The organism is Achromobacter veterisilvae (genome assembly GCF_037619525.1).
Classification (GTDB): Bacteria; Pseudomonadota; Gammaproteobacteria; order Burkholderiales; family Burkholderiaceae_B; genus Achromobacter; species Achromobacter veterisilvae.
In genome coordinates this window covers 6,522,877-6,549,044 of sequence record NZ_CP148753.1, presented here as the reverse complement: position 1 = coordinate 6,549,044, position 26,168 = coordinate 6,522,877, and the positions used below count along the sequence as shown (strand labels likewise).

Annotated in this window: 21 protein-coding genes; 15 read left to right on the top strand and 6 right to left on the bottom strand. The window is 68.5% G+C overall.

Translation table 11 applies throughout. The features are described 5' to 3' along the window. Positions 1-97: 97 nt before the first annotated feature. From WHX56_RS30475 to WHX56_RS30460, 4 genes are all read right to left on the bottom strand, one after another. A complete protein-coding gene (locus tag WHX56_RS30475; RefSeq protein WP_338879854.1) occupies positions 98-583 on the bottom strand; it encodes a dihydrofolate reductase in 486 nt (161 codons plus the stop codon). Positions 584-661: 78 nt separating this feature from the next. Continuing rightward, entirely contained in the window at positions 662-2,725 is a 2,064-nt protein-coding gene (locus WHX56_RS30470) for a putative bifunctional diguanylate cyclase/phosphodiesterase (protein ID WP_129240001.1), read from the bottom strand. Between the two features lie 438 nt (positions 2,726-3,163). Then, positions 3,164-4,135, bottom strand: a complete 972-nt coding sequence (locus tag WHX56_RS30465; RefSeq protein ID WP_338879853.1) for a thymidylate synthase — start codon at positions 4,133-4,135, stop codon at positions 3,164-3,166. A gap of 6 nt (positions 4,136-4,141) precedes the next feature. After that, positions 4,142-4,582, bottom strand: a complete 441-nt coding sequence (locus WHX56_RS30460; RefSeq protein ID WP_287754789.1) for an OsmC family protein — start codon at positions 4,580-4,582, stop codon at positions 4,142-4,144. Positions 4,583-4,705: 123 nt separating this feature from the next. Here WHX56_RS30460 and coq7 point away from each other — a divergent pair, with 123 nt between their 5' ends. The 10 genes from coq7 (at position 4,706) to WHX56_RS30410 (ending at position 17,569) form a co-directional block, all read left to right on the top strand. Beyond that, positions 4,706-5,383: a 2-polyprenyl-3-methyl-6-methoxy-1,4-benzoquinone monooxygenase gene (gene coq7 / locus WHX56_RS30455; protein WP_129239998.1), complete on the top strand. Its 678-nt coding sequence runs from the start codon at positions 4,706-4,708 to the stop codon at positions 5,381-5,383. 766 nt (positions 5,384-6,149) lie between these two features. Further along, positions 6,150-7,256: an MraY family glycosyltransferase gene (locus tag WHX56_RS30450; RefSeq protein WP_129239997.1), complete on the top strand. Its 1,107-nt coding sequence runs from the start codon at positions 6,150-6,152 to the stop codon at positions 7,254-7,256. 98 nt (positions 7,257-7,354) lie between these two features. After that, a complete protein-coding gene (gene tviB, locus WHX56_RS30445) occupies positions 7,355-8,632 on the top strand; it encodes a Vi polysaccharide biosynthesis UDP-N-acetylglucosamine C-6 dehydrogenase TviB (RefSeq protein ID WP_338879852.1) in 1,278 nt (425 codons plus the stop codon). Between the two features lie 12 nt (positions 8,633-8,644). Beyond that, on the top strand, positions 8,645-9,670 hold the full coding sequence (locus WHX56_RS30440) for an SDR family oxidoreductase (protein WP_287756229.1): 1,026 nt from the start codon (positions 8,645-8,647) through the stop codon (positions 9,668-9,670). Position 9,671: 1 nt separating this feature from the next. Then, complete coding sequence (gene murJ, locus WHX56_RS30435; RefSeq protein ID WP_338879851.1) at positions 9,672-11,021, top strand: murein biosynthesis integral membrane protein MurJ; 1,350 nt, start codon at positions 9,672-9,674, stop codon at positions 11,019-11,021. Beyond that, positions 11,022-12,164, top strand: a complete 1,143-nt coding sequence (locus tag WHX56_RS30430) for a glycosyltransferase family 4 protein (RefSeq protein ID WP_338879850.1) — start codon at positions 11,022-11,024, stop codon at positions 12,162-12,164. Positions 12,165-12,210: 46 nt separating this feature from the next. Then, on the top strand, positions 12,211-14,142 hold the full coding sequence (gene asnB / locus WHX56_RS30425; protein WP_338879849.1) for an asparagine synthase (glutamine-hydrolyzing): 1,932 nt from the start codon (positions 12,211-12,213) through the stop codon (positions 14,140-14,142). A gap of 3 nt (positions 14,143-14,145) precedes the next feature. Continuing rightward, the gene (locus tag WHX56_RS30420; protein WP_287753561.1) at positions 14,146-15,258 is read left to right on the top strand and encodes a glycosyltransferase family 4 protein; all 1,113 of its coding nucleotides are present in this window, start codon (positions 14,146-14,148) and stop codon (positions 15,256-15,258) included. Next, positions 15,255-16,412, top strand: a complete 1,158-nt coding sequence (locus WHX56_RS30415; RefSeq protein ID WP_287753560.1) for a glycosyltransferase family 4 protein — start codon at positions 15,255-15,257, stop codon at positions 16,410-16,412. Before WHX56_RS30420 ends, WHX56_RS30415 begins: the two co-directional genes overlap by 4 nt. Then, on the top strand, positions 16,409-17,569 hold the full coding sequence (locus WHX56_RS30410; RefSeq protein WP_338879848.1) for a glycosyltransferase family 4 protein: 1,161 nt from the start codon (positions 16,409-16,411) through the stop codon (positions 17,567-17,569). Before WHX56_RS30415 ends, WHX56_RS30410 begins: the two co-directional genes overlap by 4 nt. A gap of 241 nt (positions 17,570-17,810) precedes the next feature. On the opposite strand, the gene pgi is transcribed toward WHX56_RS30410, so the two are convergent. After that, on the bottom strand, positions 17,811-19,373 hold the full coding sequence (pgi, locus tag WHX56_RS30405) for a glucose-6-phosphate isomerase (protein ID WP_338879847.1): 1,563 nt from the start codon (positions 19,371-19,373) through the stop codon (positions 17,811-17,813). A 7-nt stretch (positions 19,374-19,380) separates the two neighbouring features. Then, positions 19,381-20,787, bottom strand: coding sequence for a phosphomannomutase/phosphoglucomutase (locus tag WHX56_RS30400; protein ID WP_338879846.1), 1,407 nt, complete (start codon positions 20,785-20,787; stop codon positions 19,381-19,383). Positions 20,788-21,108: 321 nt separating this feature from the next. Between WHX56_RS30400 and WHX56_RS30395 the strand changes: the two genes are divergently transcribed. From WHX56_RS30395 to WHX56_RS30375, 5 genes are all read left to right on the top strand, one after another. After that, entirely contained in the window at positions 21,109-21,738 is a 630-nt protein-coding gene (locus WHX56_RS30395; protein ID WP_129245340.1) for a BPTD_3102 family carboxylase-like protein, read from the top strand. 79 nt (positions 21,739-21,817) lie between these two features. Further along, complete coding sequence (locus tag WHX56_RS30390) at positions 21,818-23,233, top strand: FAD-binding oxidoreductase (protein ID WP_338879845.1); 1,416 nt, start codon at positions 21,818-21,820, stop codon at positions 23,231-23,233. A 10-nt stretch (positions 23,234-23,243) separates the two neighbouring features. After that, positions 23,244-23,960 (top strand): response regulator transcription factor, encoded by a 717-nt coding sequence (locus WHX56_RS30385; RefSeq protein ID WP_129245344.1) that lies wholly within the window; start codon positions 23,244-23,246, stop codon positions 23,958-23,960. Beyond that, positions 23,957-25,309 carry a sensor histidine kinase gene (locus WHX56_RS30380; protein WP_129245346.1) on the top strand — a complete coding sequence of 451 codons (1,353 nt, stop codon included), beginning with the start codon at positions 23,957-23,959 and terminating at the stop codon, positions 25,307-25,309. The genes WHX56_RS30385 and WHX56_RS30380 overlap by 4 nt, the downstream gene beginning before the upstream one ends. A gap of 62 nt (positions 25,310-25,371) precedes the next feature. Then, a complete protein-coding gene (locus WHX56_RS30375) occupies positions 25,372-26,121 on the top strand; it encodes a phosphatase PAP2 family protein (protein WP_287751508.1) in 750 nt (249 codons plus the stop codon). The last annotated feature ends 47 nt before the right edge of the window (positions 26,122-26,168 follow it).

Here is a 26,168-nt window from a genome sequence, read left to right as displayed (position 1 = left end):
GCCTGGCATCGGCCGGAAAACAATCGATTGCGGCCGCATGGGTTTCGCGCGCTGGGCAGTTGCGTTCTTGCGTCGATGGTCTCGCGCTTTACCCATCCTACGGACGTTCGTACGTGACGAAGTCGTAGTCGTAGCCGTTTTCCGCGGGCTGGGGTTCGCGCGCCGTTTCCTTCCATTGGAAGGACGGCAGCAGCGGGAAGAAGGCGTCGCCCTCGACCTCGGCGTGGACTTCGGTGGCCAGCACGCGTTGCGCCAGCGGCAAGGCCTGCGCGTAGATCTGCGCGCCGCCGATCACGAAGGCTTCGGCCACGTCGCCGCAGGCGTCGATGGCGGCTTCCAGCGAGGGGACGAGGACGGCGCCTTCGGCGCTGAATCCCGGGTTGCGGCTGATCACGATATTGCTGCGGCCGGGCAGGGGACGGCCCAGGGAGTCCCAGGTCTTGCGGCCCATGATGATGGGGCTGCCCAGCGTGCTGCGCTTGAAGTGCGCCAGGTCGCCCGGCAGTTTCCAGGGCAGGGCGTTGTCGCGCCCGATGGCGCGGTTGGTGGAATAGGCGACGATCAGGGTGAGGCTGGCGGGCATGCGGATGGGCGGTGTAGGAGGTTCGTTCGGACACGCCTAGCGTAGCAAATTTGCGCGGCCCGGCGCCGCGCCCGCGCCTCAGTCCGCGGCGTGTTCCAGGAATTCGGTAGCGGGCATGGGCTTGCCCAGCAGGAAGCCTTGCAGGGAATCGCAGCCCAGGCCGGTCAGGAATTTCTGCTGCGCGGCCGTTTCGACGCCTTCGGCCACGATGCGCAGATTGAGCTGCTGCGCCAGCGCGACGATGGCCGACACGATGGCGGCGTCCTCGTTGTCGTTTTCCAGTTGGTTCACGAAGCCCCGGTCGATTTTCAGTTCGGTCGCGGGCAGGCGTTTCAGGTAGAGCAGGCTGGAATAGCCGGTGCCGAAGTCGTCGATGGAGATCGTCACGCCCAGGGTGGACAGGCGCTTGAGCACGGCCAGGCTGGCTTCGGCGTCGCGCATGGCGGTGGATTCCGTCACCTCCAGGGTCAGGCAGGCCGGCGGCACGTCGTGCCGCAGCAGGGCGGTGCGCACCGTCTCCACCAGGCTGGCATGGGCGAATTGCAGCGCCGAGATATTGACGGCGATGGTCCAATGGCCCTGGCCGGCGTCGATCCATTCCCGCATCTGGCGGCAGGCTTCGTTGATGACCCATTCCCCGATGGACAGGATCAGGCCGGTCTTCTCGGCGGTGGGGATGAACTGGTCCGGGCCGACCAGGCCGCGGGTGGGGTGGTTCCAGCGCAGCAGCGCCTCGGCGCCGACGATGGGGCCGGCGGGCGCTTCGTACTTGGGCTGGTAGTGCAGGACGAACTGGTCGCGCTCCTGGGCCAGGCGCAGGTCGTGCAGCAGTTCGATCTGCTCGTGCGCGTCCGCGTTCATGGACGGCTCGAAGAAACTGTATCCGGTGCCGCCCAGACGCTTGGCGTGGTACATCGCGGCGTCGGCATTGGTCAGCAGGGAGTGGGTGTCTTCGCCATCGTTCGGGTAGATGGCGATGCCGACGCTGGAGGTCACCAGCACTTCGTGCCCGTAGACCATGACCGGGCGGGCGATGGCGTCGACCAGGCGGTCGGCCACGTTGGCGGCGTCGGTGGGTTCGATCACTTCGCTGAGCACGATGAACTCGTCTCCGCCCAGGCGGGCGACCGTGTCCTGGGTGCGCAGCGTCTGGCGGATGCGCTGCGCCAGGTCGATCAGCAGGGCGTCGCCCGTGTGGTGCCCATAGGCGTCGTTGACCGCCTTGAAGCCGTCCAGGTCGAAGAACAGGACCGCGAAATAGCCGTGGCGCCGGCTGGCGCTTTCGATGGCCTGCTCCATCCGGTCTTCCAGCAGGATGCGGTTGGGCAGCTTGGTCAGGGTGTCGTGCAGCGCCAGTTGCACCAGCTCTTCGTTGGCCTCGGCCAGCGAAGAGGCGAGGGCCGAGGTGCGCGCCTCCAGCCGGTTGTCCAGCACCGCGACCAGCAAGGCGATGGCGAGCACGCTCAAGGTCACGGCGGTGACGGCGATGGCCAGCCAGCCGGCCGAGATGCCGCCGTCGGCCGCCATGCAGATGCTGCCCTCCGGGAAGCCGGCGGCTTCCATGCCGGTGTAGTGCATGCCCACGATGGCGACGCCCATGATCACCGCCGCCAGAGGGCGCGACAGGGCCACGCGGGGGCCGTCCTGGCGCAGCCGGTAGGTGATCCACAGCGCCGCGCCGGACGCGGCCACGGCGATGAGGACGGACAGCGCGAACCAGGCCGTGTCGTAGTGGATGCCGGGCGCCATGCGCATTGCGCCCATGCCGACGTAATGCATCGCCGCGATGCCGGCGCCCATCAGCAGGGCGCCGACCGCCAGCCGCCGGCCGGGCAGTTCGTCCTTGCTCACGATCCACAGCGCGAATGCGGAGCAGCCGATGGCGATGCCCAGCGACAGGATGGTCAGGGGCAGGTCGTAGCCCATGGGGATGGGCAGGCTGAAGGCCAGCATGCCCACGAAATGCATGGACCAGATGCCGACGCCCATCGCGAAGGCGCCGCCCGCCAGCCAATAGCGCGCGGCAGGCAGTCCGTTCGCGGCCCTGACGCGGTTGGCCATGCCCAGCGCTGTGTACGACGCCAGGATGGCGACCCCTAAAGATACGAGGACGAGCGAAGGGTTATAAGTTCCAACGAGCATTTGTGGGGTCCTGTCCTTAGCGCATACAGCCGCCGCGCGGGCTTCAACTCAATTCAATTGGTAGTCAACAGTTGCAATTCGATCGCAGGGCAAATCCTGCTGCCGAGTTTGGCGATTCGCGTACTCTCTGGTCGGGAAGGGGAAGGCGGCTGGGCGACGCCGGCGGTCGGCGCTGCCGGGCGGATTGCCCGGGTGCGCGGCGAGCGACGGGCATGGCGCGGCATGGGCCGGTCGGAAGCAACGGCGCGCGACGCATGCTGGACGCGCGTCCGTGGCTAAGGGATGGGTTATACCGAAATCGCGCTTCCAGAAGCTCACCAATCTTCACCAGAGAGGCCAGGCGGGGGGCGCGGCGGGGGTTCCGCCCCGGGCTGGCGCCCGGGGCATCGGCCGCCCGATCCGTTCCGAAGGGCCGCGGCGGCGCGGCCCGGCGAGAGACTACACGGCCATCGCCGCCGTCAGCGGGGCGTGGTGCCGGTAGCCGGACAGCGAGAAGTCCGACGGTTCCACTTTTTCCAGCCATTCGGGTTCGTAGCGCCCGGTGGCGGCGAAATCGGGGATGCGGTCCGACAAGACCAGCCGGGGCGCTTCGTAGGGTTCGCGCGTCAGTTGTTCGCGCAGCATCGGCAGATGGTTTTCGTAGATGTGGGCGTCGCCGATGAAGTAGGAGAACCAGCGCGGCGTGTAGCCCGTCAGGCGGCCGACCAGGTGCAGCAGCGCGGCGCCTTCGGTCAGGTTGAACGGCGTGCCCAGGCCCACGTCGTTGGACCGGATGTACAGGCACAGGGAAATTTCGCGGGTCGTCGCGTTCGGCAGGAACTGGTACAGCAGGTGGCAGGGCGGCAGCGCCATTTCCTCGATCTGCGCCCAGTTCCAGCCGTGGAACAGGATGCGGCGGTCGCCGGGGCGCTCGTGGATGGTGTCCAGGCATTGCCGCAACTGGTCCACCGCCTTGTACAGCAGCACCTTGGGCTGGCCGCCTTCTTCCAGGTCGGCCACCTTGGCGTAACCGCGCGACAGGGCATCGGCGATCTGGGCGTCGCGGCCGGCGTCCAGCACCTTGTAGGCCGGCCATTGGCGCCATTGCACGCCGTACACCGGACCGAGGTCGTCGGCGCCTTCACGGTACGGGTTGGCCAGCCACTGGCTGTTCTCGTTGGCGTTCTGGTCCCAGACCTTGCAGCCGAGTTCGCGGAATTCCGCCGCGCTGCGAGACGCGCGCATGAACCCGACCATTTCGCCGATGGCGGACTTGAACGCCAGTTTCTTGGTGGTCACCGCCGGGAAGCCTTGTTGCAGGTCGAAGCGCAACGAGGCGCCGGGCATGCTCAGGGTGCGGATGCCGGTGCGGTTTTCCTGCCACGCGCCGGTGTCCAGGATGGTTTGAACGAGGTCCAGGTATTGTTTCATGGCGGTTCAGGCGGCGGCGGTTTCCTGCGTGTCGACGATATCGACCGAGAACGTCAGCGCCGCCGTCTTTTCCAGCATGGCCGAGGCCGAGCAGTACTTTTCGTGCGAGAGCTGCACGGCGCGCTCGACCGCGGCGCGCGGCAGGTTCCGGCCGGTGACGGTGAAGGCGAAATGGATGCGCGTGAAGACCTTGGGGTCGCTGTCGGCGCGGTCGGCCTGCAGCTTGACGCTGCAGCCGCTGACCGCGTGGCGCCCGCGCTTGAGGATCAGCACCACGTCGTACGCGGTGCAGCCGCCGGTGCCGGCCAGCAGCATTTCCATCGGGCGGGGGGCCAGATTGTGGCCGCCGCCGTCCACGGCGCCGTCCATGACGGCCACGTGGCCGCTGCCGGTGCTGGCGGTGAAGAGCATGCCGTTCGGGCCGCCCCAGTCGATCGTGCATTCCATGTTGTCGTGTCCTTGAGCTTGAGCGCAGTCAATGGTCGATGATACCTGTTGCGTACAATTCCAGGCACGAGAACCCCGCCCCGCATCAGGGGTGTGGGCGTCTGCCTTGCCGAGGAGTCGCTTATGTCCACCGCCCTGTCTAGAACCGGCCCTGTTTCCTTCCTGCGCCGCACCAATCCCCTGGACGCCCTGCTGGCCGAAGCGGACCGCGCGCTGCGGGTATTGAGCGGCAGCGCCACCGCCGGCCGGCCCTATCCGGCCACGGCCGACGAAGCGCCCCAGGCCCTGTCGGCGCAGGAGAAGCGCCACGCGGCGGGGCTGATGCGCGTCAACCACGTCGGGGAAGTCTGCGCCCAGGCGCTGTATCGCGGCCAGGCATCGGTCTGCCGCGAACCCGGACCCCGGGCGCTGCTGCTGAATGCCGCGTCCGAGGAAGTGGACCACCTGGTCTGGTGCAACCAGCGCCTGGCCGAACTCGGCAGCCGCGCCAGCCTGCTGAATCCGATCTGGTACGCCGGCTCGTTCGCGCTGGGCGTGCTGGCCAGCTATGCGGGCGTGCCCCGCAACCTGGGGTTCATGGCCGAAACCGAAAAGCAGGTGGAAGCCCACCTCGAAAGCCACTTGCGCACCTTGCCGGTGCAGGACGAACGTTCCCGCCAGATCGTCCAGAAGATGAAGGAAGACGAGGCGCAGCACCGCGCCAGCGCGGAGGCGGCGGGGGGCGTGCCCCTGTCCCTGCCCGTGAGAACGGCCATGAAGGCCATGTCCAAGGTCATGACGACCACGGCCTACCGGATCTGAGGCCGCCGGCCGCGAAATGTTGCAATGCGCAAAAAAGCTGCATCCTGGTGCCATGGCGCACCGAAATGGTGCAAAAAGTTTCGCGGGATTACCCGATGGGATCTAGGGTTAGTCCGAAACGGGTTTACCCATTCGGCAAAAACCCTTTTTTGGGCAAGGCCATTGATTGGCGCGGCTTTCCAGGGGGAGGGCGGCGGTTGTGCGGCAAAAACGCAACGGAAAAAAAAGCCTGGGCGGCAGCCTAAAAAAAATCTTGCATCGCACAAAAAACATCGGTACTATTCACTCATCGGATGTTGAAACGCAGTCGGCGCGGTGCAAAACCCCGGCAGCGCAGCGAGCAGAAGCCTAGCTCCCAACATGCCACGGTTGTCTCCTCCACCCTCCTCCTTTGGTGGATTTAGCCCGAGATCTCACGATCTCGGGCTTTTTTTTGTCCGGAAGTGGTGCGTCCCTGTTTGATTGGAAAAATTTCCCCCTCGCGAGGGGCGGCGGCGGTTTCCGCCCAGGGCGATGCCCGCGTTTTCCCTTGGATATTTCGGGTGCGCCTGGGCGGAAAGCTCTACAATCGCTCTATGAAATCCGTATTTCCGCGCGTCCGCGGTTCAGCCGCAGCGGCCCGTCCCGACCGGCGGCCCGGGGCGCGCCACGGGGCGTTACGTTCTGTGCCGGTGAATTGCACTTCCTTATTCCTCCCATATATGGGCGTTACACCTGCCTCCGATAATGGCGGGCCTGTCTCGATAGACCAACCAGAGGTGATTCTGTGACCTGGCTGTACATCTGCGTGGTCGCATTCATGGTGGGGGGACTCATCGTGGCGTCGGAGCGCTGGCATGGCGCTTTCACTGGCGATAGCGATCTCAACAAACCGCAAGCCAACCATTCCCGGGCCACGCCCCGGGTCGGCGGCTTGGCGGTGCTCGCGGGCACGCTGGCCGGCCTGCTGGTGCTCGGCCCCAGCAACATGACGCTGACCTGGCTGTGGCCCGCGCTGTTCGTCGCGGCGCTGCCCGTTTTCGTGGCCGGCCTGCTCGAGGACATCACCAAGGACATCGGCGCCAGCAAGCGCCTGCTGGCCGCCTTCCTGTCGGCGGCGATCGCCTGGTGGCTGCTGGGCGGCGTCAGCCGCGTCGGCATGGCGCCGGTGGACTACGTGCTGTCGTTCTGGCCGGTGTCGCTGCTGTTCACCATGTTCGCGGTGGGCGGCTGTACCCATGCGCTGAATATCGTCGATGGCATGAACGGCCTGGCCGGCATGGTCGCCACCTTGATGGCGGTATCCATCAGCCTGGTGGCGCTGCAGGTGGGCGACGTGCCGATCTTCCTGGTGGCCGCGGCCCTGGCGTCGGCGACGCTGGGCTTCCTGGTCTGGAATTTCCCGTTCGGACGCGTGTTCCTGGGCGATGGCGGCGCGTATTTCCTGGGCTTCATGCTGGCGGAACTGGCCGTTCTGCTGGTGGTGCGCAATCCTTCGGTGTCGCCGTTCTACGCGCTGGCCGTGCTGTTCTACCCCGTATTCGAAACCGGCTTCTCGATCTGGCGCCGCCGCTTCAAGCGCGGCGTTCCGGTGGACCAGCCGGATGCCCTGCACCTGCACCAACTGGTGTTCCGCCGGCTGGTCCGCGTCACGTTCAGCCGCGGCCGCCGCCACGCCGTGCCGGCGCTGTGCAATGCGCTGGCGTCGCCGTACATGTGGGTGCTGGCCTTGATCGGACTGGTGCCGGCCACCATCTGGTGGGACAACCCCTGGGCGCTGAGCGCCAGCCTGGTGGTGTTCGCCAGCGTCTACATCTGGCTCTACGCGCGCCTGGTATCGTGGCGCCGCCCTGGCTGGCTGCTGCTGCCTTCGGTCTTGCGGACCACCGATTAGTGTTGAACGCCTCGGCGTTCTCCGCCGAGGCTCCGTTATCTGTCTATTACCCGACCATATTTAAAATGCCGTAATCGTTCTACGGTGAAGGGAGAGTTATGTTGCGAATCCAGGATGTGAAACTCGCTGTCGTCGGCCTGGGCTATGTGGGCTTGCCGCTGGCCGTGGAGTTCGGCAAGAAGCGTCCGGTCATCGGCTTCGATATCAATACGCGCCGCATCGAGGCGCTGAAGGCGGGCCACGACCATACGCTCGAAGTCAGCGACGCCGAACTGGCCGAAGCCGCCCAACTGACGTACACCGCCGACCGCGCGGAGCTGGGCCAGGCCAACGTGTTCATCGTGACCGTGCCGACTCCCATCGACGAGTACAAGCAGCCGGACCTGACCCCGCTGGTCAAGGCCAGCGAAACCATCGGCGCGGTGCTCAAGCGCGGCGACATCGTCATCTACGAATCCACCGTCTATCCGGGCGCCACCGAAGAAGACTGCGTGCCGGTGCTGGAACGCGTGTCGGGCCTGAAGTTCAACGTGGACTTCTACGCCGGCTACAGCCCCGAGCGCATCAACCCGGGCGACAAGGCCCATCGCGTCAGCACCATCAAGAAGGTCACCTCCGGCTCCACGCCCGAAGTGGCCGACCTGGTCGACGAACTGTACCGGGAGATCATCACGGCCGGCACGCACAAGGCGTCCAGCATCCGCGTGGCCGAGGCCGCCAAGGTGATCGAGAACACGCAGCGCGACGTGAACATCGCGCTGATCAATGAACTGGCCCTGATCTTCAACAAGATGGGCATCGACACCGAGGCCGTGCTGCAGGCCGCCGGCACCAAGTGGAACTTCCTGCCGTTCCGTCCGGGCCTGGTGGGCGGCCACTGCATCGGCGTGGATCCGTACTACCTGACCCACAAGGCGCAATCCATCGGCTACCACCCCGAGATCATCCTGGCGGGCCGCCGCCTGAACGACTCGATGGGCGGCTACGTGGTGTCGCAACTGGTCAAGGCGATGACCAAGCGCCGCATCCATGTGCAGGGCGCCCGCGTGCTGGTGATGGGCCTGACGTTCAAGGAGAACTGCCCGGACCTGCGCAACACCCGTATCGTGGACATCGTGCGCGAACTGGGCGATTACAACGTGGCGGTCGACGTCTATGACCCGTGGGTGGACGGCGAAGAGGCCGTGCACGAATACGGCATCACGCCCGTGGCCGAACTCGAGGAAGGCAAGTACGACGCCGTGATCCTGGGCGTGGCCCATCACCAATTCACGGAAATGGGCGCGGCCGGAATCCGCAAGCTGGGCAAGCCGGAACACATTCTTTATGACTTGAAGTACGTGTTGTCGCCCGCCGAATCCGATCTGCGCCTGTAAGGAGGATGCTGCATGAGCACGCGCTTCGAGACCCTGATGCTGGAACTTGCCGCGACGCCGCGCAAGTGGCTGGTGACCGGCTGCGCCGGATTCATCGGTTCGAACCTGCTGGAGACCCTGCTGAAGCTGGGCCAGACCGTGACCGGCCTGGACAACTTCGCCACGGGCCACCAGCACAACCTGGATGAAGTCCGCGGCGCGGTCACGCCCGAGCAATGGGCGCGCTTCACCTTCATCGAAGGCGACATCCGGGACCTGGAGGCTTGCCGCCGGGCCGTGCAGGGCGCGGATTTCGTGCTGCACCAGGCGGCGCTGGGCTCGGTGCCGCGTTCGCTGAAAGACCCGATCACCACCAACGAGGTGAACATCGGCGGTTTCCTCAACATGCTGGTGGCGGCGCGCGACGCCGAAGTGAAGTCCTTCGTCTACGCGGCGTCCAGCTCCACCTACGGCGACCATCCCGCGCTGCCCAAGGTCGAAGAGAATATCGGCAAGCCCTTGTCGCCATACGCGGTGACCAAGTACGTCAACGAGTTGTACGCGGACGTGTTCGCGCGCTCGTACGGCTTCGAGACCGTGGGCCTGCGCTACTTCAACGTGTTCGGCAAGCGCCAGGATCCCAACGGCGCCTACGCGGCGGTGATCCCCAAGTGGACGGCCGCGATGATCCAGGGCGAAGACGTCACCATCAACGGCGACGGCGAGACCAGCCGCGACTTCTGCTTCGTGGACAACGCGGTGCAGGCCAACATCCTCGCGGCCCTGGCACCGGCGGAAGGGCGCAACCAGGTCTACAACGTGGCGGTCAGCGGCCGCAGCACGCTGAACCAGTTGTTCGGCTTCCTGGTGCAGGCCCTGGGCAAGCAGGGCGTGCCCTACGCCAAGAAGCCGGTCTATGCCGATTTCCGTCCGGGCGACGTGCGCCATTCGCAGGCCGATGTCGGCAAGGCAAGCCGTTTGCTGGGCTACGCGCCGACGCACACCGTGCTGCAGGGCCTGGAAGTGGCAATGCCCTGGTACACGCAATTCCTGCGTTGATTTGAAAGCACTCGTCAGAAAACTCGGCAACATCCACCCGGACCATCAGCGCATTTTCAAGGGCGCGTTCCGGGTGGCCGTGTTCCTGCTGTTGGGCAAGGCCGCCGGCGCCATCAAGGAGATGGCGGTGGCGTACCGCTACGGCGTCAGCGACGCCGTGGACGCCTACCAGTTCACGATGACGATGGCCACCTGGCTGCCCGTCACGATTGTGGGCGTGCTGTCGGTGGTCCTGATTCCGGTGCTGGTGCGCCTGCGCCGCGCCGACGAAGCCGAAAGAAATCTGTTCATCGGCGAACTGCAGGGCTGGGTCGCCGCCGCCGGCCTCGCGCTGGCCCTGTTGACCTGGCTTGCCTGGCCGCAGGTGCTGGGCATGCTGGGGCAGGGCCTGTCGGCCCGCGTGGGCGGGATGACCGGCCAGTTGCTCGTCGCGTTCGCGCCCGTGTCGGCGCTGTTGCTCGTGGCCGGCATCAGCGCCGCCCGCCTGCGCGCGCAGGAGCGGCATGTCAACACCTTGCTGGACAGCGTGCCGGCCGTGGCCACGCTGGCCTGGGTCATGCTGGCGGCCAGCGCCGACGGCGTGGGGCCGCTGCTGTGGGGCACGCTGGTGGGCTACGCCATCCAGACCGTCTGGCTCGCGTGGCTGGCGGCGCGCGCCGACGGCGGATTCTGGGGAGCGCCGCGCCTGTCGCTGCGCTCGCCGCACTGGCCCGAATTGATGAGCGCCGCCGGCGTCATGCTGATCGGACAGGTTGCCATGAGTTTCGTCGGGCCGCTGGACCAGTACGCCGCCGCCAACCTGGGCGCGAACGCCAACGCCACGCTGGGCTACGCCAGCAGGCTGCTGTCCCTGCTGCTGGGCATCGGCGCGGTATCGGTGGGCCGCGCGGCATTGCCCGTGCTGGCCGACGTGCAGGCTCGCGGCGATACCGGACGCGCCCGCGCCATGGCGTTGAAATGGTCGGTGCTGATGCTGGCCGCGGGGGGCGTCGCGGTGGCCGTGGGCTGGGCGCTGGCGCCCTGGGGCGTGTCGGTGCTGTTCCAGCGCGGCGCCTTCACGGCCGAAAATACCCAGGCCGTCGCGCACGTGCTGCGCTGGGGCCTGTTGCAGTTGCCGTTCTATTTCGGCGTGCTGATCCTGGTGCAGTTGCTGGCCAGCCAGAACCGCTACCGTGTCATGGCGGCCATCGCGGTGGCCAATTTTGCGCTGAAAGCCGTGCTGAACACCGTGCTGGCGCCCAAGATGGGCGCGGCCGGCATCATGCTGGCGACCAGCCTCATGTATGTGCTGTCCTTTGCGTGCTACCTGGCGGTGGCGTTGCGCAAGGCCGAACCCAAGGAGGCCGATTGAATGTCCCTGACCGACTCTGGCCGGCCCTTGCGCGTGCTGCTGTTCATCCATTCGCTGCACGGCGGCGGCGCTGAACGGGTGGCGGCCGACCTGAGCGCGCACTGGGCCGGGATGGGGCGCGACGTCATGGTGGTGACGCAGGAAAGCGCCGAGGGCGATGTTTACGCGCTGCATCCGAAGGTGCGCCGCGAAGTGCTGCACACGGCGGGCGAAGGCGGCGGCCTGCGCGGCATCTGGAGCAATGTGCAGCGCGTGCGCGCGCTGCGCCGCGTGGTCCGGTCGTTCCGTCCCGACATCGTGCTGGGCATGATGACGACGGCGTCGGTGCTGTCCGTCCTGGCCTGCGCGGGCCTGTCCTGCCGGGTGATCGCGACGGAACACACGCATCCGCCCTCGCAGACCCTGTCGGGTTTCTGGCAGCGCCTGCGGCGCCTGACCTATCCGCGCGCGGCGAGCGTCGTGGCCCTGACCCGGGGCACCGCGGACTGGCTGGAGCGCCACGTGCCGGGCTGCCGGCTGGCCGTCATCCCCAATCCGGTGCACTACCCCCTGCCGCGCGCCGAGCCCATCCTGCCCCCGATCGCGGGCGGCGGCCGCAAGCGCCTGCTGGCGGTCGGCCGGCTGCATGCCGACAAAGGTTTCGACCTGCTGATCCTGGCCTACGCGCAACTGGCGGCATCGCATCCCGATTGGGACCTGGTCATCCTGGGCGAGGGCGACGAGCGCCGCGCGCTCGAGGCGCAGGTGCGCGAGGCCGGGCTGGAGTCCCGCGTCTTCATGCCCGGGCGCGCGGGCAACGTCGGGGACTGGTATGAAAGCGCCGATCTGTACGTGTTGACCTCGCGCTTCGAAGGCCTGTCCAATACCTTGCTGGAATCCATGGCCAGCGGACTCGCCGCGGTCTCTTTCGATTGCGACACCGGCCCGCGCGAAATCGTGCGCGAAGGGGTCGACGGCGTGCTGGTCCGGCCCAACGGCGACGTGTCCGCGCTCGGCAAGGCGCTGGACGCCGTCATGGGCGACGAGGAACTGCGCCGCCGCATGGCGCAGGCGGCAATCGGCGTGCGCGACCGTTTTTCGGCCGCGCGCGTGCTGCGGAAATGGCAAGAACTTTTTGACGGCGTGCGCGGACAGGGCCGCTAGGGCCCGTTCGGCGCGCCGTTGCTACGGTGACCACGAGAACATCATCATGTGCGGAATAGTCGGTATCTGGGGCCCCATCGGGAACAAGGCGCAAGTGCTGGCGGAAAGCTGCCGCCGCATCCGCCACCGCGGGCCCGACAGCAATGGCTTCTGGGAAGACGCCGGCGCCGAGCTGGCGCTGGCCCACGTCCGCCTGGCGATCCTGGACCTGACCGAAGCCGGCCATCAGCCCATGACGTCCGCCTGCGGCCGCTACGTCATGGTGTTCAACGGCGAGATCTACAACCACCTGGACATCCGCAAGCAACTCGAACAATCGGCGCTGGCGCCGTCCTGGCGCGGCCATTCCGATACCGAGACGCTGCTGGCCGGGTTCACCGCGCTGGGCATCGAGGCCACGCTGCAGGCCGCGGTGGGCATGTTCGCCATCGCGCTCTGGGACCGCGCCTCGCGCAAGCTGGTGCTGGCGCGCGACCGCATGGGCGAGAAGCCGCTGTATTACGGCTATTCGGGCGCCGAACTGGTCTTCGCCTCCGAACTCAAGGGCCTGATGCCCATTCCGGGTTTCGGGCGCGCGCTGAACCGCAACGCCCTGGCGTCGTTCATGCGGCACAACTACATTCCCGCGCCGCAATCGATCTACGAAGGCATCGCCAAGCTGCCGCCGGGCACCTGGGTCGAGTTCACGGCCGACGATACCCGCAGCCGCCGCATGCCGGAGCCGCGCGTGTACTGGTCCGCCCGCGAAGCCGCCGACACCGCCGCGCAGTCGCCGCTGTCGTTCGAGACGGACGCGCAGGCCGCGGACGCGCTGGAAGGCGTGCTGTCCAAGGCGGTCGGCGGCCAGATGCTGGCGGACGTGAGCCTGGGCGCGTTCCTGTCCGGCGGCATCGATTCGTCGACCATCGTCGCCCTGATGCAGGCGCAGAGTTCGCAGCCGGTGCGCACCTTCGCCATCGGCTTCCATGAAAAGGGCTACGACGAGGCGCAGCATGCCAAGGCGGTGGCCACGCATCTGGGCACCGACCACACCGAACTGTACGTGACGGCGGAAGACGCGCTGGCCGTGGTCCCCTCGCTTGCCGACACGTACGACGAGCCGTTCGCGGATTCGTCGCAGATCCCGACCTCCCTGGTCACGCGCATGGCTCGCCAGCACGTCACGGTGGCGCTTTCCGGCGACGGCGGCGACGAGCTCTTCGGCGGCTATTCGCGCTATTTCCGCGTGAACAACTGGTGGCACCAGTGCGAACGCGTCCCCGCCGTGCTGCGCAAGCCGGCCGGCGCCTTGCTCAGCGCGTCGGCGCTGCTGCCCGGACGCGGCGCCTGGCGCGGCAAGGTCGGCAAGCTGGGAGAGCTCCTGCGCGCCGACACGCGCGGCGAGTTCTACCGCCGTTTCGTGTCGTACTGGGCCGATCCGTCCAGCGTGGTGAAGGGCGGCGCGGAACCTGTCTCGGAGTTCGCGCGCGCCATGCAGGGGTCCACCTTCGAATCCATGATGAAGCTCGATACCGTGACCTACCTGCCGGACGACATCCTGGTCAAGGTGGACCGCGCCGCCATGGCGGTCAGCCTGGAGACGCGCGTACCGCTGATCGACCATCGCGTGTACGAGTTCGCCTGGAGCCTGCCGCACCAGTACAAGGTGCGCGGCGGCACGGGCAAGTGGCTGCTGCGCCAGGTGCTGCACCGCCACGTGCCGCAGTCTCTGGTGGACCGGCCCAAGCGCGGGTTCGCCGTGCCGCTGGCGGCCTGGCTGCGCGGCCCCCTGCGCGAATGGGCCGACTCGCTGCTGGATCCGGCGCGCCTGCGCCAGGAGGGCTGGTTCGAACCCGAGCCCATCCTGCGCAAATGGCGCGAGCACACGTCGGGGCACCGCAACTGGGACAGCCATCTCTGGGGCGTGCTGATGATGCAGGCCTGGCTGGACCGCTATCGCAACGGCAAGGACCAGGGAGGAACGGTTGGGAGCCTTTGACGAATGAAAATACTGATGCTGGTCAGTTCCATGCATGCGGGCGGCGCCGAGCGCGTCGCCGCGACGCTGGTCAACGCATGGGCGGAGCGCGGCGACACCGTCACCTTGACGCCGACCTATTCCTCCAAGGGCACCTGCTTCTACCCGCTCTCGGACAAGGTCGAGCTGGCGTGGCTGGCGGATCTGTCGGGCACGCGCGCCTCGGGCGCCATGGCCGCGTTCAAGCGCCTTCTGACGCTGCGCCGGCATATCCGCGACACCCGGCCGGACGTCGTGGTGTCGTTCCTGACCAACGTCAACGTGGCCGCCATCCTGGCCACGCGGGGCCTGGGCGTCCCGCTCATCGTCTGCGAGCGCACGAACCCGGTGGCCGAGACCACCACGGGCACGGTGTGGCGCAAGCTGCGCAGCTTCCTGTACCCGTTCGCCGACATGGTGACGGTGCAGGCCGAGGACACCGCGGGCCCGTTTTCGCGCCAGGTGCCCGGCATCAAGCGCCTGGCGGTCATTCCCAATCCCCTGCCCGCGCCTTTGCTGGACGCGCCGCGCGTGCGGCAGCGCGACGACGGGCCCCTCGAATTGCTCGCGATGGGGCGGCTGGTCACGGACAAGCAGTTCGACCTGCTGATCGACGTGTTCGCGCAGTTGGCGCCCGACTTCCCGGACTGGAACCTGCGCATCTGGGGCGAAGGCCCGGAGCGCGGCGCGCTGGAGCAGCGGATCGAGCGCCTGGGCCTGCAGTCGCGGGTCAGCCTGCCGGGCCGCACCGAGACGCCCTGGGACGAGCTGGCGCGCGGCCAGGCCTTCGTGCTGAGTTCGCTGGTGGAAGGTTTCCCCAACGTGCTGCTGGAAGCCATGTCGCTGGGCCTGCCCTGCGTGGCGTTCGACTGCCCCAGCGGCCCGCGCGAAATGACGCGCGACGGCCAGGACGCGCTGTTGGCGCCCGCCGGCAACCGCGACGCCCTGCGGGACGCGCTGCGCCGGGTCATGGGCGACATTGCCCTGCGCGAGCAACTGGGCATGCGCGGCTCGATCGCCGTGCGGCAGCGCTATGCGCTGGCCAGCGTGCTGTCGGAATGGGACGAACTGTTCGAAGCGGTGAGGGAAGGGCGATGAGCGCCCGCGCGCTGCGTGTCCTGCACGTCATCACCGGCCTGGGGCAGGGGGGCGCGGAGTCGGTGCTGTTCCGCCTGGCCACGTATCCGGACGCGGGCGTGGAGCACACCGTCGTATCGCTGACCGACGAAGGCATTTATGGCGAGCGCCTGCGCGCCGCCGGCGTGGCGGTGCATGCGCTGGGCATGAAGCGCGGGCGGGTCGGCCTGGGGGGCTTCATGGCCCTGCGCGGGCTGATCTCCCGGATCCGCCCCGACGCGGTGCAGACTTGGATGTACCACGCCGACCTGATCGGCGGCCTGGCGGCCCGGCTGGCGGGCGTGCGCGCCATCGCCTGGGGCATCCGCAATTCGGGCGAGCATCTCGAACGCAGCAGCCGCTCGGCGCGCCTGGTGCTGCGCGCGTGCGCGCTGCTGTCGGGCAGCGTGCCCAAGGCCATCGTGTGCGCCGCGCAGAAGGCGGCGGAACGCCACGCGGACAAGGGCTACCGGCGCGAGCGGCTGGTGGTGATATCCAATGGCTACGACCTGTCGCGCTACGCGCCCGACAACGCGGCGCGCGCGCGCATGCGCGCGCAGTGGGGCCTGGAGGGGGACGCGCCGGCTATCGGCTGCGTGGCCCGCTGGGATCCGCTCAAGGACCACGCCAACCTGTTGCGGGCCGTCGCCGCGCTGGTGCGCGACGGCCGCGACGCCGGCCTGCGCTGCGTGCTGATCGGCCGGGGCATGACGGCGGACAATCCCGAACTGGGCGCCTTGATCGACCGCCTCGGCCTGCGCGACCGGCTGGTGCTGGCGGGTCCCAGCGACGACGTGCCCGCGGCGATGAACGGCCTGGACCTGCACGTCCTGTCCAGTTGCGCGGAAGGCTTTCCCAACGTGGTCGCCGAGGCCATGGCCTGCGGCGTCTATTGCGTCGTGACGGACGTCGGCGACGCCGCCTATATCGTGGGCGATACCGGCGTGGTGGTGCCGCCCGAGCAGGCCGAGGCATTGGCGCGCGGCATCGAAACCGCCCTGCGCGAGGTGGCCGCGCGCGGCCGCGAACGCGCGGGCGAACCGGGTCGCGCCCGGGTGCTGGAGCATTTCGGCCTCGCGCGCATGGTGCAGGGCTATATCGCCGTGTGGCGCCGGATTTCGGGAGTGCAAGCATGAGCGCCGGGCGCCGCCTGCTGTTCGTCGTCAACAACCCGGCGTTCTTCCTGTCGCATCGCGTGCCGGTGGCGCTGGCGGCGCAACGGGCCGGCTACGAGGTCCACGTCGCCACGATGGACGGGCCCGCCGTCGCCGACATCCAGGCGCTGGGCATGACGCATCACGCCATCCCGATGACGCGCAGCGGCAAGCATCCCTTGCAGGAACTGGGTACGCTGCTTGCCTTGATACGGCTGTTCCGCCGCGTGCGGCCGCGGATCGTGCACCTGGTCACGATCAAGCCCGTGCTCTACGGCGGCATCGCCGCGCGCCTGACCGGCGTGCCGGGCATGGTCGCGGCGATCTCCGGGCTGGGCTTCGTGTTCCTGTCCAATTCGCTCAAGATGCGCCTGGTGCGGGCGGTGGTGGCGCGGCTGTACCGGCTGGCGCTCGGCCATCCCAACAGCCGCGTGATCTTCCAGAACGCCAGCGACCGCGATCTACTCAAGTCGCTGGGCGCCGTGCGCGACGCCCAGGTCGTGATGATCCGAGGGGCCGGGGTCGATCTGGACGCCTATCGGGCCTCGCCCGAGCCGCCGGCGCCGCCCGTCGTCGTCACCATGGTGGCGCGCCTGCTGCGCGACAAGGGCGTGCAGGAGTTCGTCCAGGCGGCCCGGCTGCTGCGGGAGCGCGGGGTCCCCGTGACGATGCAACTGGTGGGCGGCGTGGACGCCGGGAATCCCGCTTCGGCGACCCAGGAGGACGTGGACGCATGGCAGCGCGAAGGTTCCGTCCGCGCGCTGGGCGAACGTTCGGACGTGGCCGAACTGTACGCGGCCTCGCACATCGCCGTGCTGCCGTCCTACCGCGAAGGGCTGCCCAAGTCCCTGATCGAAGCCGCGGCCTGCGCGCGGCCGGTCGTGACCACCGACGTGCCCGGCTGCCGCGACGCCATCGAACCGGGCGAGACCGGCGTGCTGGTGCCGGTGCGCGATGCGCGGGCGCTGGCCGACGCCATCGCCCGTTTGGCCGAGGACGCCCCGCTGCGGCAGGCGATGGGCGCGGCGGGCAGGGCGCTGGCCGAACGCGAGTTCGACGTCGAGCGGGTTGCGCGCATCCAGGTGGAACTCTATGACGAGCTTTCCCGAGTGTCAGACACCCGTACGGGACGGTCTTGAAACGCGAGGCAGCCTTCGCGGGTGTCTGACACTCCTCCGCGGCAGCGGCGTCTTCGTTTCGTTGGTGTCAGACACCCGGGAAGACCGCTACAGGCCGCGCGGCCATCCCATACGGGTGTCAGACACTTTGCGGCTGGTGTCTGACGCCCGTACGAGAAGCTGCGGCGGATCCTCCCACGTGTCTGACACCCGTACGAGAAGCTGCCGCGAACACGAGATTGTCTTCCCGGGTGTCAGACACTCAGGAAGCAGAACTGCGCCGCGCAATCGCGTCGATCCAGTACCGCGTGGACGGGTCCTGTTCGGTCGCCTGCGGCGAATCCAGTTCGTGCATGATGCTCTTGGCCAGGGCCTTGCCGAACTCGACGCCCCATTGATCGAAGGGATTGATGCCCCAGATCACGCCCTGGGTGAACACTTTGTGTTCGTACAGGGCGAGCAGCGCGCCCAGCGTGTAGGCTTCCAGCCGCGGCAGGACGATGAGCGAGGACGGGCGTCCGCCCGGGTGGACGCGATGCCGGGCCAGCAGCCGCGCGCGTTCCGGGTCGCTTTCGGTTGCCGAGGTTTCGGCCAGCGCTTCCTCGTAGGTCTTGCCGCGCAGCAGCGCGGAGCGCTGCGCCAGGCAGTTCGCGATCAGCAGTTCATGATGCCGCGCATAGGCATGGGCGGGCTGTTCGCACAGGATGAAATCGACGGGCGCTCCCGCCGTGTCCTGGTGCAGCCATTGGAAAAAGGTGTGCTGGCAGTCGGTGCCCGACATGCCCCATACCGCGGGGCCGGTGGGCACGCCGGCGGGGCTGCCGTCCGCGGTGGCGACCTTGCCCAGCGATTCCATCTCCAGTTGCTGGGCCCACGGAACGATGTGGTAGAGCCGCGAATCGTACGGGGCGATCACCAGCGAGTCGTAGCCCAGCACGCTGCGGTTGACCACGCCGGCCAGCGCCAGTTGGACCGGCGCGTTTTCTTCGATGGGCGCGGTGCGGAAATGCTCGTCCATCGCGGCGGCGCCGGCCAGCAACTGGTCGAAGACGTCGTTGCCCAGCGCCAGCGCGATCGGAAGGCCGATCGCCGACCACAGTGAATAGCGGCCGCCCACCCAATCCCAGATCTGGAAGATGTGGTCGGGCAGGATCCCCAGATTGAGCGCGGCCTCGACGTTGGCCGTGACGGCCACGACCTGCTTGATCGGGTCCGCCACGCCGGCGTCGCGCAGCCAGTTCATCGCCACTTCGGCGTTGGCCAGGGGTTCGGTGGTGGTGAACGACTTGGACGCGACGATGACCAGCGTGTCGTGCGGATCCAGCCAGCTCATGGCGTCGGCGACGGAATGCGAGTCCACGTTCGAGGCGAAGCGCACCTCGCGGCGGGCGCCGCCGTGGCGCAGCGCGCGCGTGACCAGCCTCGGCCCCCAGTCGCTGCCGCCGATGCCCAGGTGCAGCACGCAGCCGTAGCGGCCCGCCGCGTCGGCCTTCCGGACGAATTCCCGCAGGCGTTCGCGTTCGGCCAGCACGGCCTTGGCCACCATGGCCGGCGGTTCGGGCGCGCGCAAGGCGGTATGCCAGGCGGCGCGTTCTTCGGTCCAGTTGGCGTTGCCGCCGTCGAACAGCCGGGCGCGGGCCGCGTCGAATCCCTGCTGCGCCAGCAGCGCCGCTTCGGCCTTCTGCAGGGCGGGCGAATAGGCCTGCGCGCTCAGGTCCAGGCGCAGCCCCGGAGCGCTGATGAGGCGCAATTGTTCGCCCCGTTTCGGGGCGGAACGCGTCGCGGCGATGAACTCTTGCCACGCGGGGCTGTTCGATAAGGGCATGGGCGGTCTAGAAGGGCAGGTTGGCTTGCGGCGCGAGCTTGCTCAGTTCGCGGCGGAAGTCGGCTTGGATGCGTTCCAGCGCCGCGGCCGTCTGCGCTTCGAATCGCAGTACGACGACGGGCGTGGTGTTCGACGGGCGCGCCAGGCCGAAGCCGTCCGGGTACTCCGCGCGCACGCCGTCGATGGTGATGACACGCTGGGCGCCGGGGAATTGTCCCTGGTCCTGCAGGGCCTGGACCAGGGTGAAGGGCTGGCCTTCTTCCATTTCGAGCTTGAGCTCGGGGGTCGAGACGTCCTGCGGCAGGGCTTCCAGCACGGCGCAGGGATCGGCGGCGCGCGACACGATCTCCAGCAGGCGGGCGCCCGTGTAGAGCCCGTCGTCGAAACCGTACCAGCGTTCCTTGAAGAAGATGTGGCCGCTCATTTCGCCGGCCAGCGGCGCGCCGGTCTCGGCCAGCTTGGCCTTCACCAGCGAATGGCCCGTCTTCCACATGAGCGGGACGCCGCCCGCCGCTTCGACCGACAGGCCGACGTGGCGGCTGCACTTCACGTCGTAGATGATGGTGGCGCCAGGATTGCGTTCCAGCACGTCGCGGGCGAACAGCACCAGTTGGCGGTCGGGCCAGACGATCTGGCCGGATTTCGTGACCACGCCCAGGCGGTCGCCGTCGCCGTCGAACGCCAGGCCCAGTTCGCAGTCGGTCTCGGCCACGCACTTGATCAGGTCCTGCAGGTTCTTGGGTTCGGCCGGGTCGGGATGGTGGTTGGGGAAGTTGCCGTCCACCTCGCAGAACAGTTCGGTGACTTCGCAGCCCAGCGCGCGGAAGAGCGCGGGCGCGACGGCGCCGGCCACGCCGTTGCCGCAATCGATCGCGATCTTCATGGGCCGCGCCAGCTTGACGCCCGAGGCCACGCGGGCGACATAGGCCGCCACTAGGTCCAGTTGGCGGCGCGTTCCGGCGGGCGCGGCCGCGGCGGGGGCGGGGCCGTTCATGGCCGCGGCCAGCGACTGCACGTCATCGCCATAGAGGGCGCGCCCGCCCATCATCATCTTGAAACCGTTGTACTTGGGCGGATTGTGGCTGCCGGTGATGGCCACGCCCGAGCCGGTCTGCATGACGTTGGCGGCGAAGTAGACCAGGGGCGTGGGCACCATTCCGATGTCCAGGGTATCCACGCCGCCTTCCAGCATGCCTTCCTGCAGCGCCACCGACAGCATTTCGCTGCTCAGGCGGCCGTCGCGGCCGACGACCAGCGTCTGCACGCCTTGTTCGCGCGCGCGGACGGCCAGCGCCGCGCCGAGCGCGCGGGCGAAGCGGGCGTCGATCAGGTCCGGCACGGTGCCGCGGATGTCGTAGGCCTTGAAAACTGCGGCGGGAAATTGCGTGTTGTTGCCCACGGCGGTTCCTTCCATAAGGGGTTACAGCGCGGGTCCTGGCTAGGTTTAATGGTAAACCCGCGAGTCAGAACGCGCCTGGCAAAGGGCCAAGGCGGAATTATCCCCCATTGGAGGTCGCCCTTCATCCGGCGGATGGCGTAGGGCATTTGCCGCCGGGCCGCCCGGGCGGCCCGCGCGCCCCGGTCTGGTGCGCGGACGGGGGCGATTCCGCCTTGTTCCGGTGCAAGTCGCCAGCGCCGCCGGAAGGCGCTTCCAGGGGGGCGGCGCATGGCATAAAACTTGCTCGATGCTCGAAGGTGATACGCTTGCTATGCAAGCAGAAAGACCGGAGGGGCCATGGGAGCCAAAGTTTCTACTGTCATGTCATCGGGAGGCGCCACCAGCCGGCGGGGTCCCCCCACGGACTATGCCGGGCCTGCCGCGGGCCGCGAGCGCCGGCTCGACATCCATGTGTTCGTCTCCGAATCGGGCGGCCTGGCCACGGGCCGCGCCTGGGAACGCTGCGTCTGGCGCGACGCCCGGGTCCTGATCGCCGAATGCCCGGCGCCGCACCTGCCGTCTTCCGTCGAGAACGCATTGCGCACCGTCGCCGCCGACGTGGCGCGGGACCGCGGCTGGCAGGGCATGGGCACGGTCGCTTTCGCGCTGGACGACCGCAGCGGCGTGTTCCGCGTGATCGACGCCGAGGCGCGGGCGCATTCGGGCGAGGCCGTTGCCGACTTCGAACCCGTCGCCGCGCATGCGCTGGAAGTGCGCATCGACGGCTGCGTCGACCGCCGCCTGCCGTGCACGCGGCTGCTGGTGTGCGGGGCGACCCGGGGCGAGGCCCTGCGCCGCGCCTACCGCGCCCTGTCCGAAATGCCCGGCCCCGCGGGCATCGACCGCGCTTTCCTGATGAACCGCATCGCGTCGCGGGCCTTCTGCTCCGGCCTCACGGGAACGCGGCTGGACCAGGCGGTCGGCTAGGTCGCTTCCGCCCTACAATAGTCCGCACATTCCCCGATCCAGCGCCTGGGCGCGACCAGGCCTTTCTTGTGCGGCGCATATGAATTTGCTGAGCGATCTGCAATCCCTCCTGGGTTTTTCCCACGTGCTGACCGGCGCCGACGCCGAGTCCTACACGCTGGACTGGCGCCGCCGCTACCGCGGCGCGGCGCTGGCGGTGATCCGCCCGGGCTCCACCGAGGAAGTGGCGGCGGCGGTAAGGCTGTGCGCCAGGCACGGCGTGCCCATGGTGCCGCAAGGCGGCAACACCGGGCTGTGCGGCGGCGCGACGCCCGACGATTCCGGCACGGCGGTCGTCCTGTCCACCGCCCGCCTGACCGCGGTGCGCGCCCTGGATACCGACAACGACACCATCACCGTGGAAGCGGGCTGCGTCCTGCAGGCCGTGCAGGAAGCGGCCGCCGCGGCGGACCGGCTGTTTCCCCTGAGCCTGGCCGCGGAAGGCAGTTGCACCATCGGCGGCAATCTCGCGACCAACGCCGGCGGCACGCAGGTGCTGCGCTACGGCAACACGCGCGACCTGACGCTGGGCCTGGAGGTCGTGACCGCGGAAGGCGAGATCTGGAACGGCTTGCGCGGCCTGCGCAAGGACAACACCGGCTACGACCTGCGCGACCTCTACATCGGCAGCGAAGGCACGCTGGGCATCATCACCGCGGCCACGCTGAAACTGTTTCCGCGGCCGGTGGCCTCCTGCACCGCGCTCTTGACGCTGGACAGCATCGACGGCGCGGTGGAACTGCTGTCGCGCGCGCGTTCGGGCTTCGGCGCCGCGCTGACCGGCTTCGAACTCATGAGCGGCGCCTGCCTGCAGGCGGTCGTGCGGCTGTTCCCGCAGCAGCGCCTGCCGTTCGAAGGCGAGTCCGCGGCTTCCCCGTGGTTCGCCCTGCTCGAACTGTCCGACAGCGAAAGCGAGGCGCATGCGCGGGAACGCTTCGAGGCCGTGCTGGGATCCGCCATCGACAGCGGGCTGGTGAACGACGCGGCCATCGCCGCCAACGTGGCGCAAAGCAGGGCGCTGTGGCACCTGCGCGAGAGCATCCCGCTGGCCGAGGCCGAACTGGGCAAGTCCGTCAAGCATGACGTGTCCATCCCCATTTCTTCCATCGCCGGCTTCGTGCACAAGACCAACGCCTTGCTGCAAGCCCGCTTTCCGGGCGTGCGCCACGTGATCTTCGGCCACCTGGGCGACGGCAATCTCCACTACAACGTGGCCAATGCGCCGGGGCAGACCGAGGCCGAGCTGCTGGCGCTGCAAAGCGAAATCTACGGCGTGGTGCACGACAGCGTGCACGCCCACGACGGCTCCATCAGCGCCGAACACGGCGTGGGCCAGCTCAAGCGCGACGAACTGCCGCGCTACAAGAGCCCCGTGGAACTGGCGTTGATGCGCAGGATCAAGCGCGCGCTGGATCCGCAGGGGCTCATGAACCCCGGCAAGGTCCTGCAGGCATAGGGCCCGAACCATGGCAGCCAGTCCCGCGGCGGGCGCGAATTGCAGAATCCTGATCGTCGAGGACGACGCGATCATCGCCGGCAATCTGTATACCTTCCTCGAGGCGCGAGGCTTCCTGCCCGATACGGCCTACTCCGGGCCGGCCGCGCTGCAGCGGCTGGCGGAGCAGCGTTTCGATGCCCTGATCCTGGATATCGGCCTGCCGGGCATGGACGGCAACGCCGTGCTGCACACGCTGCGCAACGACAGGCGGCTGGACGTGCCGGTGCTGATGCTGACCGCGCGCGACAGCCTGGAGGACAAGCTGGCCGGGTTCTCGCATGGCGCCGACGACTACCTGACCAAACCGTTCGCGCTGCTCGAGGTCGAGGCGCGCCTGCTTGCGCTGATCCAGCGCGCCAAGGGGGCGACCGTGGATTCCGTGCGCGTCTTCGGCCCCCTGCAGTACGACACCCGCAGCCGCGCCGTGTCCGTCAACGGCAATCCCGTCCACCTGACGCGCAAGGCCGCCCTCATCATCGACGCCTTGCTGCGTGATCCGGGCCGGGTGGTGTCGCGCGAAGAACTGGAATCCGTGCTCTGGGGCAATGAGCCGCCTTCCTCGGATGCGCTGCGCAGCCAGGTGCACCTGTTGCGCCGCGCGCTGGCCGACGCCGGTTTCGATGGCATCGAGACCGTGCACGGGACGGGGTGGCGCCTGTCCCTGGACGGCGGGACGGCGCCATGACGGTCGCCTCGGGCGGCACCCTGACCCAGCGCGTGGTGTGGGCGCTGACGGGAACGGTGGCGCTGTTCGTGACCGCGCTCGCCCTGCTGGCCTACCTGACCTTCGACCAGATGGAAGACGATCTGGTCAACGACATCCTGAACACCGAAATGGACCGGCTCGTCCAGCACGCGCGCGACAGCGACGGTTTCCTGCCGCGCGAAGGCGTGCGCGAACTGGGCGGCTCCATGCGCGCCTGGGTAAGCGTGGACGGCAACCGGCCTACCGGCATCCCCGAGGAAATCCTGTCCCTGGACAGCGGCCTGCACCTGATCGAGCCGGGCGCGTACACCTGGCACGTCATGGTGGCCGAAACCAGCCGCGGCAAGGTGTACCTGCTGTATGACGCCACCGACAACGAAGAGCGGGTCCATGACTTCGGCCTGATCGTGCTGGGCGTGGGCGCCATCTGCGTGGTGGGAGCCTATGCGCTGTCGCGGCGCGTCGCCGCCGTGGCGGTCGGCCCGCTGCTGGACCTGACGGACCGGCTGGCGACCTGGGCGCCCGGGTCGCCCGACATGGCCGTGACGCGCGACGACGAGGCGGGCCGGCTGATCGAAGCCTTCAACCGGGTGCAGAATCAGGTGGACAGGTCGATCGCCCGCGAGCGCGAATTCGCGGGCAACCTGAGCCACGAGGTGCGCACGCCCCTGGCCGCGATCCGTTCGGACAGCGAATTGATGCTGCTGACCCAGGCGCTGACCCCGGACCAGCGCCTGCGCCTGACCCGCGTGGTGGACAACGTGGACGACGTCATCGTGAGCCTGGAGAGCGCCCGCGCCATGGCGCGGGACCAGTTGCGCCCGCCGGAGCCCGTGGACCTTTCCGCCTGCATGGAAGACGCCTGGCGAGGCTACGAGGCCCAGGCGGAACTGGCGAAGCTGCGGCTCGACAACCAGATCCCCGCCGGGCAGGCCCGCACGCTGGATCGCTACGCTCTGCTGACGGTATTGCGCAACCTGGTCCGCAACGCGGTGGAACACGCCGCGCCGGCGACGCTGACCGTCCGCCTGGCCGCCGACGGCGGGCTGGAACTGGGCGACGACGGCAAGGGCATCGCCGCCGACGACCTGCCGTTCCTGTTCCGCCGCTACTACAGCGGCCGCATGCGGGATTCCGGCACGGCGGCGGCCGACGAAACGGCGCGCGGGCTGGGGCTGGCGATCGCCAAGCGCGTCTGCGACATGCAGGGGTGGTCCCTGACCGTCGAATCCTCGCGGCAAGGCGAGGCGCGGGGAACCCGTTTCACGCTGCGCTTCGAGGGCGGGGCGGACCTGCCGGCGGCGGCCGGCGCGCAAAGCCGGATTTGACGAAATTTCGACTGCGGGCGCCGTAGTCTCTGCGTTTTCCCGACGCGCCCGCCCCATCGACCATGCCGTTCCTATCGCTGCCCGCGCTACGCAAGCCGGCGGCCGCCCCGTACCTGTTCAGCCACGTCATCGCGGTCACGCTCGCCCTGGCCTGTCTGGCCTGGTGGACCAATGCCTCCGGGCTGGACCTGCGCATCGCGCAGGCGCTGTTCAACCCGGCCCTGGACGATTTTCCGCTGCGCGCCAACCGCTGGCTCGACCTGATCGGCCATCGCATGGTGCTGGCCTTGCCGGTGAGCGTCGCGCTGGCTTCCGTCGGGGTGGCGGCGGCCAGTTACCGCATCCCGGCATGGAGGCCGTGGCGCGGGCCGGCGCTGGCCGTGGCGGCGACCTGTCTGGCCGGGCAGCTCCTGGTGAACCAGTTGAAGCACCATACGACGCTGCCCCGTCCCTACGATCTGGATACGCTGGGCGGATATACCCCCTATCCCCAGCACTGGTGGACCTGGGCGCGCGCGAAGGCGGGCGGCGCCCTGCCCAGCGGCCATGCCGGCGCGGGCTATTCGATGCTGACCCTGTATTTCGCGGGCTGGGCGCTGGGGCGGCCGGCGTGGCGCTGGTGGGGCCTGGCCATCGGCGTGGCGGCCGGCGCGAGCTTCTCCGCCGTCCGCATCCTGCAAGGCGCCCATTTCCTGAGCCAGACGCTCTGGTCGGCGGCGCTGCTGTGGTTCCTGGCGGCGGTGTTCTTCTATCCGCTCATCGCGGGCGGCATCCCCGCCTGTCGCGGCGGCAACGGCGGGAAGCGCGCATGACGGTACGTTGTCGTACAACCTCCCACGTATAATCGGCAGGCGCGAGT